The organism is Paenibacillus oleatilyticus, assembly GCF_018998565.1.
GTDB classification, from domain to species: Bacteria; Bacillota; Bacilli; order Paenibacillales; family NBRC-103111; genus Paenibacillus_G; species Paenibacillus_G oleatilyticus.
Map to the genome: position 1 here is coordinate 19,070 of NZ_JAHNZO010000004.1, position 13,810 is coordinate 32,879.

Consider the following 13,810-nt stretch of genomic DNA (forward strand, 5'->3'; position numbering starts at 1 on the left):
CCCCCCGGGTCAACCCTTGCTCGAAAATTTGTTGATTCGCGGGGCGTTCATCAACTCGTCGTAACGGAACTTGCTTCCTAGTGCGGAGAAATCGTTCAAATAAAGCGCCTCTTCGATTCGCTGCGACATGCTTTCGGTCACGTATTGTCCGCAGTTAGGACAATCCAGCGCCGGTGCATCCAGAATCTGCACCGCCGTTTTCCCGTCCGGCGCAACCCAATAGCAATCTTTTACGCTCTCGCGGATAGGTTCCGCATCGCACCACATACATTTCATCGTTCGTTCTCTCCCTTCTCCAGGTTGTCATCATTTTTACCATATGGTATATAAGCAAAGTTGATGCCAACTTAGGATTAGGGACGAAGCAACCTTATAGACCGGATGAAAAGCATAAAGCACCGCAAAATCTTTTGCACTTTTCCATCATTTTGCAGCAAAACTTTTTGTCCGCCGGGAGAATAGACGCGATCCTCTCTCGCATTGGCCCTGTTTTTGCTTTAAACTTAGGGAGGAACCGCCCGGGTGGGGCATATTTGTGAAGTAGCTTTCTTGCGGAGTGCTATGCTCATGCTTACGAAGTAGCTTTCCTGCGGAAAGCTCAGCCAATGCTTACGAAGTCAGTTTTCCTGCGGAAAACTTTGAGGAGGAAAAACATGCTGGAAGAACAAGCTTACTATACGAATCAAGTCGAGCAGGGATGCGATTACGAGATGCATGTTTGCCTCGACTTTTTTAACAAAAGGATACGGGTGGACGATTACCGGGGAAATATCGATGCTATTTACGGGCGTATGTGCGAGCTTGCCGGCCAGCACGCGTTAACCAAAGCCTTCGTCAAGTCGCGCGAAGAAGATTGGCCTGCCTTTTTATCCAAAGGCTGTATGCTCGAAGGGATTTATAAGGCCTACTTTCATGGCAGGGACGCCTACTGTATGGCCGTCTACTTCGATCTGGAGCGCCGGACCAGCGATTATTGGATCGAGGAGGATCAGATTTTGGGGCAAGTACTTCAGCTCCCTTTGAAGCCGGAACGCCCGCAGATCCCCGCAGACTGTACGCTGCGCATCGCCCAGCCGGAAGATGCCGAGGCGCTTGCCGTTTTATACGGCCAAGTATTTCAAACATATCCGACTCCCATGAGCCAGACCTGGTACGTCGAGAAGGTCATCCGGGAGGGAACCGTCTTTTATATCTTGGAACAAGCGGGCCTGCTGATCAGCGCCGCCTCGGCGGAAATCAACGAAGCGTACCGCAATGCGGAAATTACGGATTGCGCCACACTTCCCGCTTACCGCAAGCTCGGGCTGATGAGAGTGCTCATTTATGCTCTGGAGGAAGAACTGCGCAGCAGGAGCATCTATTGCGCCTATTCGCTGGCGAGAGCCCTTTCGTTCGGCATGAATGCCGCCCTCGGGCAGATGGGGTACCGTTACTACGGCCGACTGACGAAAAGCGTCGAGATTTACGACAAATTCGAGGATATGAATCTATGGGTGAAAGACCTCGGGGAGGGAAGGACTTAGCGGAAGCTAGGCCTTCCCTTTCACGTTTTGTGAAATTCGAGCATTCAGCTTATAACCAAGCCCGAGGGATTACGGAAAGCCTACTGATGACGGTACATTTACGGATAGGCATTCCCGATCTCTCCTGCCTGCCCCTGAATAAATCGTGATCATTCTAAGTATCATCATGCTCTGTAAATAGCTTTAAAGTATCCCTCAATCACTTCAATCTCCTGTTTGCTAGTATGAAATACATATAACTCGCGTTCTGGATTTTCCTTGCGGTGACGTTTATACCCCGCCCAAGCCAGCACAGGGTTATCGTATTCTTCCACAACTGTCATTTCTTCAATTGTACGCATGCGATTGCTCGATATGGCCTTAAGGGCTTCCACCAAAACAAATCTGCTAGGGTAACGGCTACAAACTTCCGACCATCTCATACCGTATCCCCCCTCACCTAAGCTCCATCCCCAGCACCGATTGCGCCAAGTCCACATGCTCGTTATCCAGCCTCACGTGAACCTGCCCCTTCCTCCGCTTCTCGCGCCACTCCTTCAAATGCGCCGCGCTATCCAGCTTCAACTCCGCAATGTTCAACGCCCGATCGAACAAGTATTTCGACGTATACAGCAACCTATAAATCCTGTGTCCGCCGAGTTCAATCGGCTTCTCCCGCCGCAACCATTCCTCCACGGTAAACTTCACGTACAACTGCTCTTCCGTTCCTTGTCTCGCAGGCCTCTCGGTGATCTCCTTCCTCCGGAGCACCTTCCAATCCACGACCTTTCCGTACCAACGGATCCCCGTCTCCCCCTCCGGCCCGAACTTCTTTCGAGACTGACAGACGGCAACATACTCGATCTGACTCAAAATTTTATGATCCGAAATATTCTCCAACGGCACATGGTAAAAGCGATGCTTCCGAGCTACCTCTAGCTGCGAAACCTCCCTTAACGAGCCCACCAGCACATTCTTCCCGGCAAGATGATCCTGGTAATACTGTTTCGTTCCCCGCGGCCTAGTGGAGCGTTCGTAGGCTTTTTCCGGGCTGTCCATAATAATTTCATCCAAAAACCGCTCCATCAACGAAGTCGCATTCGGCAAAAACGGGAACGCCCCTACGTTAATCAACTCAATGCTTTTGTATAACTTATGCTCCTGAAACCGTTCTTCGTCGGGGTACGGAAACAGCACATAAGCCCCGAACATACTGCGCTCATATTCGTGCTCCTGCTTGTCCATATACACAATGGCGTCCCGGTAACGGTGCATCGTATTGATGTCGTCCTCTTCTGGCCCGGGCATCCGATACTTTTTGTAATAGGACGTGCCTTCGTAAGCCGGGTTCAAGCGGTATTTCGCGTCAAAAATATATTTATACTCCGCAGCAGCGTCGTTCTTCTTAAGCGTTAAGACATTGTCCGGCTGCTGAGCCAAGGTCGGGCTCGTATCTCCGCTCGGCAAAGCATTATAGAACAACGTAAAAACTTCCCTGTTGCTCGGGTTACGGTATTCCATCTTCGCTTGCTGCGTTTTATCCAAAGTCACAAACAAGCCCGTCCGGTCCACTCGAATGATGTCCTGGTTCAACAATTCGTACTTCTTGCTCAGCAGATGGTGGATTTTCAGGAAACACCAGTATTCATAGAGCTTCGCCAAGTCCTTCATGGACAGACGGAACAAATCGCTCTGGATCGACAAGCCCTTCATCAGCATCAGGTAATAACGGTATACCTCTCGGTACCCCGGCGCCATCTGAAGCACTAACGAAACGGACATATGCGTCATATCGCCTACGTTTAGAAAATCATGCGCCAGCACCCGCTGAAGCTGTGTCTGCATGAGCTCTAGACGCTTCAACAACTGCGGATCACGGTCGCGGCCTTTTTCGGACAGGCGCTTTTTCAGCCCTTTCAGCTTCTGCTGGATGCGCAATAGCACCCAACGCACGAACCGATTTTCGGGCGTGTTATAGTGCACCTGCCGCTTCGTCTCCAGTACATGGCTCGGGACCATCCGCTGCCCTTGCACGGGAATAAACCCGATCCGCTCGTCCGGAAGGAGCAAATGAGGCCGCTTCGCCAGAAATGCGACGTTTTCTTTGCCCGCTTTCTTCACTCGCGCCGCGTTGACAACTCGTTTGTCCACTTGAAGCTGGGTATGAGGCGCCAGCTTGATCCGCTCCACGGCTTGCACAAGCTGCGCGAACACGTGCTGGAGGATCGTGAAAAACTCCGTCAAACTCTGATTCTTTGTCTCCCTGAGCCCCGTCAGGTGATACGTCTTCCGCAAGAAGTCAAAGGACAGATTATATATCTGCTCGTTCACGTCCTTGAGGATCATCTCGTAGTCGCGCTTGTAATCCATCTTGGCTGGAAAAATCTCCAGCTGAAGCTGCATCACCGTCTGCCCATGCACGCGCAGCTCCAGCTCGGTATGCCCGACTTCGTTCTGGAAATTGAGAATGCCAGATAGAATCTTTTGGCTCTTGCCCAGAGGCTTCACCGCTTCACGTAAATGAACGTTCTCATGGTAGAAGGTCAGCTCGACCTCCTGCTTCTTCTCGATGACCAGCACATAAGACTGAGTCTCGAAAAAGATCGGATAGCCTCGATCTCCTTGGCCCCACGGCACCAGCTCCTTCGTTACCAGCGAAAAGACGGCCATCGACTCGATAGCTACCGACGCAGACGGAGCAGCTACGTGAAAATGAGCGGTCACCCATTCCTCCCCCTCGCTACGATGAAGCTGTAGCGTCTCCACGGTCGGGTGAAACGGCTTGCCTTTGATATAGAGATCGAACAGATTCGTCTCCACGCGCAGAAGCTCTACACTCTGATTAAGAGAGCCAGTATGAGGTGAATCCATCTTCCTCCAACCTCCGCAGCATAAAGGCTATTTTTCGCGCGCTTTGCGGGTATTTCACGGACTCGGACGATGATCCGGCGTTCCACTTGAAATTGGACTCCGTCGGGTCATCCATCATCTTCTGAATCGGCAGGCTCTTATCCAACGCTACCTCCATCAATTGCAGCAGTGCTCGCTTCACCGAGCTTCCGCTCCCTTGAACCCGAGGCAAAATCTTTTGCAAAAGCTGCATATCCAGCGCAGCATCCTCGCTCAGCAGTTGGAAGCGCTCGTTGTATATCAGATAAAAGCAAATCGCATCCCGTATACGGAATCCGACATGGGAATGAATCTCTTCGAGTATCGTATTGATCTTCACCAATTTCTCCGTCGTCCGGTGTACGAGGCCTCGGTACTCTCCATATACATCGACCAGTTGCAAATAATCGCTTCGCAAAAAGCTGTTGGGAACCTGCGTCGCCAGTTCGTCATCGTCGACCAGCACTTCGTCCGGGTACTGAGCCAGGTTAATGTAGTTGAATTCAATCGTATTGGCTCGGTCCAATACCTTCTTGCTGAACGGATGCGTGGTCTCGTCCATATTGACCGTCCCGACGAGGTACACGTTATCCGGCAAATACATATTTCCGAAGGTCTGCTGATCTTGGTCCGTCGTAAGCGATTCTTTCCCGATTAACGAAGCCGTCACGATACGGCCATCGCGCCATTCCTGGGTCTCCAGCACACTTAACAAGTCGCTGAAATAATGCTCCACACGCGCCAAATTCATTTCGTCCAGGCAAATAAAATAAGGCTTATGCCGATTGCTCGGCTTGGTCGCTTCTAACAGAACCTCCGTCAACCGACCGGGGCGAAAAGCACCGGACAAGTCCTTATAACCAAGCAGATCGGAAGGATCGCTCCAATCCGGCCGCACCGGAATTAAGGTGAACTGGTGATTAACGCTTGTTGCTCCAAGCGCCTCGGCGAACAGCTTGACCAGCTTCGTTTTGCCCGTTCCCGAGACGCCCGCGAGAATGACGAACGGCTTCGTTTTGAGAGATAGGTAGAAGTTCTCGATGAGATGCTCGGGAAATTGGAAGCCTTTGTGCCGGATGTAGGTTTGGATGGTTTGTACACGCTCTTTCACAGACAACGGATCCAAAGATTCTGCTCCTATCTCAATCATGTCGGCTTCTACTTCTGTACCTGATTTCTCGATGGTGTCGACATAATATTTATAATTCTCAATCAAATTCTCAAGGTCAGATATCAATTGTTCATCATCTGGCACTTGATCTCGATCATAACGCACATATGCAACCGTAGATACCTGATAATCCCGTCCAATGCCACTAGTCGTGAGATGAATATTCTCGTCTTTTTGAAAATGGTCGAGGGATAATAGTTCCCGCATTTGCTTTACTTTTTGACGCAAGTACTCGTGGCTTTCTTTTTTTCCTTTTTCCCCTGGACCTGTAACACCTTGTGCTAGAGTTAAGTAAACACAGCTCATATCCTCTGCGAACAGATAAACAACATATTCTCCACGTTGGGTAGTTTCCGTAATCCGCTTATCTAGGATTGCTATCCATGGGATGTTAGCCCAGTTTCCTTGTCCAATAGAGCCCTGAATTTTATAATGCTCATCGATAAATGGGAGACGTTTTAATTGTTCCGGGATCGTTTTTCTAAATAACGTTCCTAATTGATGCCCTGAGAAAGGCTGCGTTTTAGCAGAAATATAGCCCCGCATGACTTGTTCGAGGTGCTCTCTAATTGCGACATGGTTATTAAAATTGTTATAGTAATTTTCAATTTCTGTTAAAGCATAATTACGCAAGTCTTCTATCCCGTTTTCGTCAAGCTTTTCCCAGATTGAAGGCTTAAATGAAATACTCTGTTTTTGATCATGCACATCAATTACTGAGGATAGAGCTTGAATCGGGGTATTAATTAATGATTTTAATTGGTTCGTTGTTACATCAGACCACCTTAAAGCTAATTTTTTTGGAGGTGCATCTACTCGCTTCCCCTCTGCTTCCCTTTGTCGCAAATGGGATAAAAACAACTCTGAAATTCGTTGTAAAGAAAAGCTTTTGATTCGGATATTGTTATACTCCTCTAACATTGCAAGAATCAAAACCATATTGTATGACTTTTGCTTACTACGAAATATGGTTGAGAGTTCATTCGGTAGCGGCATCATGTTCCTCCATAATTACTAGCTTTAATTCAATTCTGATTAAACGTTAACGCATTATAAAACGATATAGAAAAAGAGCGGTTTTTCCGCTCTTCAGATATATTCGACAGATATTTACATTTTCCTGTATCTATGTAAAATTATTAGAACCAAAGTCCTTTAGTATAGTGCATGTATCTTCTTCCGTTTTTGGAGGTCAACCATGGGTCAAACTTCAATCATTACGATTTCACTGATAATTTGTAGCTTGTTCTTACTTGTGGAAACTATCATATTAGCAAAACTTCTTGCCGACCTTGAGCGTCCACTTAGAGCTTATTTTGGAGAATGGAATCAAGCTCGCGGCAGAGCTAAAAAGAGAGTAAGAAATCAAAATTTTCATCAAACCTACTATGCATACAGTCGTATTGAAAGTCATGTACTAAAAGAAATACGTATACTGCTTAAATCCCGCGATAATGATGCGACTTATTTTCAAATTGCTATTGATCTTTTCATCAGATTCATTTTACCTGTAGGTACTTTTTTCTTGGGTATTATTTTTTCTACCTCAAATAATCTACTCTCGATTCTAAGCAAGAATGCTCCTTCATCTGATGGGAGCAAAATCAATGATTTATTTTCTATGATCTTTGAAATTTCTAATTTCATCTCTACATTTGTAATATCCTTGTTTATAATCTCCCTTATACAACATTCGTTTAGACTTCATCGGAAGAAACGAATCACACAGCACTTATTAATTATTGACCAGATCTTAGAGGATAGGGAGGATTAGCAGATGTGGGAGAAACCATTAAATCCTAACAAGAACATATCGATACAAGGCCCCAGCGTCCTCTACTACCTTTGTCGATAAATGATGTAGAATTCTATCGGTTTTAATTAAAATTTTTCGGATGTGTTCCTCAATCGGTGGATTTAAGATTAAACTATCATAGTTTCTGGAAAGAAAGAGAACGGCAATTAAAAATAGCTCCGTATCCAAATCCACCTCGCCGCATGATCGGAGCGTTTTTATTAAGATTTCGTATGAAGGCTGAGCATGTACAAGTTGGCCGTTAATCTTAATATAGAACGCTCTGAGCATAGCTTCCACTGCCATACCAGCAAAAGAGAAACACTCCTCGTGCATTCCATGATGCAGGAATAGCACAGCCATCTCCATATTCCCCTGAGAACTTTCATGCCAATATTGAATATCCGATAACAAGTTATATTCAGAGATAGACATTTATCTTTCCTTCCTGAATTATTTTTAAATACTTAGCTTCTCGAAAAATAAAACAAATTCTTCAAAAAAATTCCTCGTATCACTATGCCTCTAACTTTGAGTTTTTTCGTACATTCAGAGTCGTTAATAATTTTGATTACTCAAGAATGACCAGAAGCCATATATCCTCGTCAATAATTAATTCAATACGAGCGATTCTATAGCTCGCAGCTTCATATGAAACGACATTCACCATTCTAATTAAAGGCAAGAACTCCGCTAAATTGCTGACTTGTTTTTCAATGCACTTATCGTCCGGAAGCAACACTCGGATTTTTGAGACACTCATGATGATATCCCCATTCCTATTCAAAGTAGAACAGCAATTCCTCGATTAACAAGACAACCTCATATTTTGGGGCTTAAGACTTAAACCTCTGGCTTTTTCTTACACCTAATCAACATACACATCTACAAGATTTTTAATTTGAATACATAAATACCACCTTTTCAATAAATCATAAGATAACAACTCAAATTGAATATAACACTTATAAGTTAAATTATCAAATTAATACACTTATAGTTATATTCCAATTTAAGTAAAACTCTCTTACGCTTATATTGAGGTGGTACCGTGTCAAACCTTAGAAAATTAATTGGTGAAAGAATAAGATTCATTCGCAAATTAAAGGGGCTCACACAAGAAGAGTTAAGTGAAAAAGCCCAGATTCAACACACATATCTAAGTGACGTTGAACGTGGTGATCGAAACGCGTCATTAGACTCCCTTGAAAAAATAATCCAAGCTCTTGATATTCTACCAAGCGATTTGTTTGATTTCAGCGAACTTAATGTGGACCAAGCCAGTCTTGAGTTAACAGATGCCTTAGAGGTTCATTACAATTTCTTAAAAAGCAAGCGTATTGACGATGTAAAAATGATACATCGGATAACGAAGGAAATTTTTAAGTCTATTGAATCTAAATGAAAAACTATTACAAAAGTGAGTCGAATATACTGACTCTACTCTACTTGAATCAAAATATTCCTGCATTGATCCATAAAAGTAGTAAATGAAATAACGAATGGTACAAGGAAAAGAACCTCATAATATTAAAAATGACACAAGCCTCTGGCAAGAAGGTCTTGTGTCATTTTTAATATTATTTTTATGGTTTATAATAAGAGGTAAGTATTTCAGTATTTACTTGCTGTGCATGTTCAACTACCATTGTAAATATGCCACTTCCTGAAAGAAAAGCTATGATGATTATTAAAGAAAAGCTCACAACCGCCGACTTATTAATCTTAAATTTCTCCATTTTTGTTCCAAACCATGCGACTATCTTATATGCTAACGAATTTTGTTGTAACCTACCCGATAAAATTGTGATAGAAAAACTCATATAATCTAAAATTAGAAAAACTGCAATTAAAGCTAGTGTAATATAAGAAAGGCTCTGCAAAACAAAACTTATAATAATTGACGGATGCTCAATATAAGTTTCAATGATCCGGGAAAGGATGCCAGAGAAACCTTCCTTCACTATGTACATTTTGACTTCTGATGCTTGTATAGGCTGATATAAGGGATTATCAAGGAAATACATCACTCCACCAATAGCTAACCAAAAGGACATTGATGCATTTAAAGACAGTCGGTTTTCGAAATTCAGATTACGATATACACTGTTTTTTTTCAACTTGAGTATCCTTAATATTGCAAGTCCCCAGAAAAAAACCACTGTCACCCAGCCATAAAGAAAAAGCTCGTGTTGATACATTAAATACCCAGCCATGATTAAACTAGCAACCAAAGCTCCAATAAACATTTTACTTGCAACATCATCATTGGTTTTTAAACCGGTGCTTTTTTGAGGATTCATTCTATCGTTTAATTTTTTGACGATAATGTTTATTGTTGAATTTTGAAACGAAATATTATTATCACCATTTTGCTGAAGTTGTGTTTTATTTTCCTCGCTATCGTTCTTCATCAGTTATTATTACCTCCAATTTTGAATTTTGAATAGCAACATTTTTATCACCAACTTGCTTTATTGAATTATTGTTCGATACAGCCTTTTTCTTCTTATCAATAGGCAAGAATGCCACAATTAAACTTGCTAAAACCCCTACTAACAATGCCCCAATAAAAGTAGAGGGATTAAGTAAATTATCCATATTTTTTCCTCCATTTTCCCTCAAGACAATTTCCACTATATTACTCAAGTGCTTTATTTCGTGGTGTCTATATTTGTTTTTATAAAAAAATTCACATCGCTTGCTTTGACTTTAATCTCTCCCTTCCTTAATAAAATTTAGTTCCGAAGAATCGTTACAAAAAAATATATATCCGTTATAATTTTATAATATATCGTGCAAATTATATTGTAAAGTGTTATTATTATTTCAGAAATTGCACCTCTGTTATACACCAAAAAGGAGTAGATTAATTTGAAAATGCGAACTGAATTATTAAAAATCATTGAAGGTGGTTTAGAAAAGAATCGTGAAAAAGTTCAAAGCTATGCTCAACTACTTACAGAAAAATTACGTGAGGAAGGAGAGGGTAAATTTGCCGACAGAATTAAAGATTTATTAGACAAAAAAACCGTTCACCCAGTTTACTTGGATGAATTCATGTCCAAGCCTGTTGACCAAGATAGTCGGCTTGACATGGTGGATATCTCAATAACGAGTGCACCCAAAGATGAAATAATACTCCCCGGCTTAACAAAAGAAAAAGTTGAGACCTATGTCTCATCGCTCAAACATAGAGGAGAATTTATAAAATTAGGAATAGATTTACCTGAATCTCTGCTGCTTTACGGGCCACCGGGTTGTGGAAAAACAAGTATTGCACATTATATATCCCAACAAACAGGATTACCTTTAATTACTGCAAAACTTGATGCAATTGTATCGTCGCTACTTGGCAATACCGCTAAAAACATTCGGAGAATATTTGAATATGCCCAAGAACGACCGTGTATATTATTTCTAGATGAATTCGATGCAATTGCCAAATCAAGAGATGATGGAAATGAAGTCGGAGAACTGAAACGAATAGTTAATAGTTTGTTACAAAATATAGATAGCTTTAATCAAAATAACATTTTAATCGCAGCAACAAACCATGAAAAACTGCTTGACCCAGCAGTATGGAGAAGGTTCTCAACTGTGATTGAAATACCTAGGCCAACTGAAACAGAAATACAATCTCTTTTAAAATTATTCTTAAAAAATTTTGAATGCGATTTTATTAACGACATAAAAAAAATATCTAAGGTGTCTTCGTTATTGCATGGCCTGTCACCTTCAGATATTAAAATATTTTGTTATAACACTTTAAAGGCAGCAGTCATTGCTCAAGAAAGAATTATTACTTATCCCTTGTTTATTTACCAAATTTACTTATTTAAAGGATTAAAAGAGGATCAAATTACTATGATTAGTTTTCTAAATGAAAACGGTGTAACACAAGCTGAAATTTCTAAGACTTTAGGCATTTCATTACGACAGGTTCGCAAAACACTATATGGTGAGGAGTGGTAAAATGCGAGAAAAAAATTTACCTATAAAAATATTTGAAAAAAGAGGGGACATTGATGAACGTTTAACCGAGGGTGGAGGAAACGATGAACTCCCTAAGTGGGTTTTAAGTGGCTGGGAACTAAAAAACAAATCTGATTTACTACTTAATGAACTAAGTACAGCCCAAAAGAGAATTCAACAAAAATTTAATAAGTATAGTAGTGTGCCAACTTTAATTAAAGCAAAAATTATTGATAATGCTTTGGCTAAAACACATAGAGCAGATTTGACTCAGTTTTTTCAATTAAAAAAGCAAAATAGGACTATAGGTTTTACCGAAAATCAAGAGTTACTAATAAGAATAGATAATCCTTCCGAGTTATTGGAAATAAGCACAAATTTGTATCATTATGATAAAAATCCAAAAGTTATTTCAGGAGTTAAAAATATAGAGGCATTTGAACCAAACATCAGCTTAGATAATATAACACCTCAAAAAGATGGGAAGTATATTATAAAAGTAAAATTGCTAAACTATGATAACTACCAAATTAACACTCATGTTCTTCAGGTCTTTCAAAAATTACTCACTGATAACATCAAAATAAAATTAGATAGAACTGTCAGATACACAAATAATAATACTATTTTTCAAATCTCGATAGATTCTATAGAGGCATTATTCGAAATTGACGATTTTAATGGAATAATGAGCATTGAACCTATGCCAATATATGACATTACAGAAGATAGCCTCTTTGTTGAAGAGATGGTAAATATACCAGCACCTAAAAAAGATACTGAGTATCCCGTTATCGGAGTACTGGATTCTGGGATAGCTAATATTCCTCAACTCAATTCTTGGATAGTAGGAAGGCATACAAGCTACCCACAAAATTTAATTGATCCATCACACGGTACTTTTGTTGCTGGAATAGCTAGTTTTGGCGACATATTGGAGGGAAAAAAACTAACTTTTGCTGAAGGCTGTAGACTTTTTGATGCTACTGTTTATCCAAATCCTAAATTGGAAAGTGTAACTGAAGCTGAGTTAGTAGATAACATTCGAGAAGTAATTGAAAAATATTGCCATACAATAAAAATATGGAATATGTCACTAGGCAGTAAAGTCGAAATTAAGAATTCCGAATTTTCCGACTTTGGTGCTGCGCTGGATAGTATTCAAGATGAAAACGATGTTCTTATAATTAAATCAGCCGGTAATTGCAATAATTTTTTGAACAGCATGCCGGTAAGTAAAATTGCTCGTGGAGCTGATTCAATAAGAGCATTAACAGTGGGGTCAATAGCTCATTCTCAATTAAAAAATGATTTATCTCCTTATAACCATCTATCTCCTTTTAGCAGAATTGGGCCGGGGCCAGCAAATATTATTAAGCCGGATCTCGTCCATTACGGAGGGAATTGTGGAGTAGATAACGGTAAACTGATTATAAATGGTGTTCACTCGTTAAATAAAGATGGTACCTTAAGAAAAGACATCGGAACAAGCTTTTCAACCCCTAGGGTTGCCGCAATAGTCGCAGATATTCATCATAAACTAAGGGAAGAATTTGATCCTGTATTACTCAAAGCCTTAACAATCCATTCTGCAAAATATCCTTATGAAGTTGATTTAGATATGAATGAAAAAATAAATCAATTCGGATTTGGCTTGCCTAGTTCAGCAGATGAAATTCTTTATAATAATCCTCATGAAATTACTTTGATATTAAGGGATAACTTAAATAAAGGTGAATTTATTGAAATCCTCGATTTTCCATATCCAGAGTCATTGATTGATCAAAATGGCTATTATTACGGCCAAGTATTTTTAACCCTTGTTAATACGCCAATTTTATCAGAAGGACAGGGACCTGAATATTGTCAATCAAATATTGATATTTACTTTGGAACTTATGACCAAAAAAAAACAAGAGATACATCAAAACGGACTGTTAAAAATCCTATCGGTAGAGAAGGACAACATAATTTATTACTATCAAGTAATTACAGTAAGAAACGACCTTTAGAATTCCAACATCAATTCTCGAAAACTGAACAGATTCTTGTTCAATATTCTGGAAAATTTTATCCAATTAAGAAATATGCTGTTGATATTTCCAAATTAACACCAACAAAAAAAGAGAAGCATGCTCAGTCTTCCAAAAAGTGGTTTTTAAAATTAGAAGGATTGTATCGAGACTACATTGAAAAACAAGGGGAAGAAAAACGTATGGATCTTTCGCAAGAATTTTGCATTATCATAACCATTCGTGATCCTTTTAAACAGAAATTTGTTTATCAAGAGGTTTCTCAATTATTACAATCTAATAACTTTTTACACAGAAATATCAAGCTCAGACAAGACATTGATATCAACTTGGACGGGGGCTAATTCTTTTTTTTGATTGGGCTGTCCAAAAATTCGAGAATTTTGAGGCAGCCCATACTCCTCAATTAATCGCGACACCCAAACTAAGGAATCGCCAGTAGACT

13 protein-coding genes are annotated in these 13,810 nt (G+C 40.8%); 5 read left to right on the forward strand and 8 right to left on the reverse strand.

Annotated elements, in window-relative coordinates:
• Positions 1–9: 9 nt before the first annotated feature.
• Positions 10–276 carry a YokU family protein gene (locus KQX66_RS06440; RefSeq protein WP_216791142.1) on the reverse strand — a complete coding sequence of 89 codons (267 nt, stop codon included), beginning with the start codon at positions 274–276 and terminating at the stop codon, positions 10–12.
• 377 nt (positions 277–653) lie between these two features.
• Between KQX66_RS06440 and ablB the strand changes: the two genes are divergently transcribed.
• Positions 654–1,523, forward strand: coding sequence for a putative beta-lysine N-acetyltransferase (ablB, locus tag KQX66_RS06445; protein ID WP_253956978.1), 870 nt, complete (start codon positions 654–656; stop codon positions 1,521–1,523).
• A gap of 164 nt (positions 1,524–1,687) precedes the next feature.
• Here the strand turns inward: ablB and KQX66_RS06450 are convergent, their stop codons facing one another.
• The 3 genes from KQX66_RS06450 to KQX66_RS06460 are packed head-to-tail and all read right to left on the reverse strand — an operon-like array spanning position 1,688 to position 6,558.
• Positions 1,688–1,945 carry a hypothetical protein gene (locus KQX66_RS06450; protein WP_216791145.1) on the reverse strand — a complete coding sequence of 86 codons (258 nt, stop codon included), beginning with the start codon at positions 1,943–1,945 and terminating at the stop codon, positions 1,688–1,690.
• 13 nt (positions 1,946–1,958) lie between these two features.
• A complete protein-coding gene (locus KQX66_RS06455) occupies positions 1,959–4,373 on the reverse strand; it encodes a restriction endonuclease-like protein (protein ID WP_216791148.1) in 2,415 nt (804 codons plus the stop codon).
• On the reverse strand, positions 4,345–6,558 hold the full coding sequence (locus KQX66_RS06460; RefSeq protein ID WP_216791151.1) for an MrcB family domain-containing protein: 2,214 nt from the start codon (positions 6,556–6,558) through the stop codon (positions 4,345–4,347). The genes KQX66_RS06455 and KQX66_RS06460 overlap by 29 nt, the downstream gene beginning before the upstream one ends.
• A gap of 202 nt (positions 6,559–6,760) precedes the next feature.
• Between KQX66_RS06460 and KQX66_RS06465 the strand changes: the two genes are divergently transcribed.
• Positions 6,761–7,336 (forward strand): hypothetical protein, encoded by a 576-nt coding sequence (locus tag KQX66_RS06465; RefSeq protein ID WP_216791154.1) that lies wholly within the window; start codon positions 6,761–6,763, stop codon positions 7,334–7,336.
• 18 nt (positions 7,337–7,354) lie between these two features.
• On the opposite strand, the gene KQX66_RS06470 is transcribed toward KQX66_RS06465, so the two are convergent.
• Positions 7,355–7,792, reverse strand: a complete 438-nt coding sequence (locus KQX66_RS06470) for a hypothetical protein (protein ID WP_216791156.1) — start codon at positions 7,790–7,792, stop codon at positions 7,355–7,357.
• Between the two features lie 136 nt (positions 7,793–7,928).
• Positions 7,929–8,120, reverse strand: coding sequence for a hypothetical protein (locus KQX66_RS06475; protein ID WP_216791158.1), 192 nt, complete (start codon positions 8,118–8,120; stop codon positions 7,929–7,931).
• 288 nt (positions 8,121–8,408) lie between these two features.
• Between KQX66_RS06475 and KQX66_RS06480 the strand changes: the two genes are divergently transcribed.
• Positions 8,409–8,762 (forward strand): helix-turn-helix domain-containing protein, encoded by a 354-nt coding sequence (locus tag KQX66_RS06480; RefSeq protein ID WP_127459402.1) that lies wholly within the window; start codon positions 8,409–8,411, stop codon positions 8,760–8,762.
• 181 nt (positions 8,763–8,943) lie between these two features.
• Here the strand turns inward: KQX66_RS06480 and KQX66_RS06485 are convergent, their stop codons facing one another.
• Positions 8,944–9,771: a hypothetical protein gene (locus tag KQX66_RS06485; RefSeq protein ID WP_216791161.1), complete on the reverse strand. Its 828-nt coding sequence runs from the start codon at positions 9,769–9,771 to the stop codon at positions 8,944–8,946.
• Positions 9,758–9,958, reverse strand: coding sequence for a hypothetical protein (locus KQX66_RS06490; protein WP_216791163.1), 201 nt, complete (start codon positions 9,956–9,958; stop codon positions 9,758–9,760). The genes KQX66_RS06485 and KQX66_RS06490 overlap by 14 nt, the downstream gene beginning before the upstream one ends.
• Before the next feature lie 279 nt (positions 9,959–10,237).
• Between KQX66_RS06490 and KQX66_RS06495 the strand changes: the two genes are divergently transcribed.
• The gene (locus KQX66_RS06495; protein WP_253956990.1) at positions 10,238–11,332 is read left to right on the forward strand and encodes an AAA family ATPase; all 1,095 of its coding nucleotides are present in this window, start codon (positions 10,238–10,240) and stop codon (positions 11,330–11,332) included.
• A gap of 1 nt (position 11,333) precedes the next feature.
• Positions 11,334–13,709 carry a S8 family peptidase gene (locus tag KQX66_RS06500; RefSeq protein WP_216791167.1) on the forward strand — a complete coding sequence of 792 codons (2,376 nt, stop codon included), beginning with the start codon at positions 11,334–11,336 and terminating at the stop codon, positions 13,707–13,709.
• Positions 13,710–13,810: the final 101 nt, after the last annotated feature.

Excerpts from the sequence above, each read along its gene's own strand:
- KQX66_RS06440 (WP_216791142.1), bottom strand. The coding sequence starts at position 276 with ATGAAATGTATGTGGTGCGATGCGGAACCTATCCGCGAGAGCGTAAAA.
- ablB (WP_253956978.1), top strand. The coding sequence starts at position 654 with ATGCTGGAAGAACAAGCTTACTATACGAATCAAGTCGAGCAGGGATGC.
- KQX66_RS06450 (WP_216791145.1), bottom strand. The coding sequence starts at position 1,945 with ATGAGATGGTCGGAAGTTTGTAGCCGTTACCCTAGCAGATTTGTTTTG.
- KQX66_RS06455 (WP_216791148.1), bottom strand. The coding sequence starts at position 4,373 with ATGGATTCACCTCATACTGGCTCTCTTAATCAGAGTGTAGAGCTTCTG.
- KQX66_RS06460 (WP_216791151.1), bottom strand. The coding sequence starts at position 6,558 with ATGCCGCTACCGAATGAACTCTCAACCATATTTCGTAGTAAGCAAAAG.
- KQX66_RS06465 (WP_216791154.1), top strand. The coding sequence starts at position 6,761 with ATGGGTCAAACTTCAATCATTACGATTTCACTGATAATTTGTAGCTTG.
- KQX66_RS06470 (WP_216791156.1), bottom strand. The coding sequence starts at position 7,792 with ATGTCTATCTCTGAATATAACTTGTTATCGGATATTCAATATTGGCAT.
- KQX66_RS06475 (WP_216791158.1), bottom strand. The coding sequence starts at position 8,120 with ATGAGTGTCTCAAAAATCCGAGTGTTGCTTCCGGACGATAAGTGCATT.
- KQX66_RS06485 (WP_216791161.1), bottom strand. The coding sequence starts at position 9,771 with ATGAAGAACGATAGCGAGGAAAATAAAACACAACTTCAGCAAAATGGT.
- KQX66_RS06490 (WP_216791163.1), bottom strand. The coding sequence starts at position 9,958 with ATGGATAATTTACTTAATCCCTCTACTTTTATTGGGGCATTGTTAGTA.
- KQX66_RS06495 (WP_253956990.1), top strand. The coding sequence starts at position 10,238 with ATGCGAACTGAATTATTAAAAATCATTGAAGGTGGTTTAGAAAAGAAT.
- KQX66_RS06500 (WP_216791167.1), top strand. The coding sequence starts at position 11,334 with ATGCGAGAAAAAAATTTACCTATAAAAATATTTGAAAAAAGAGGGGAC.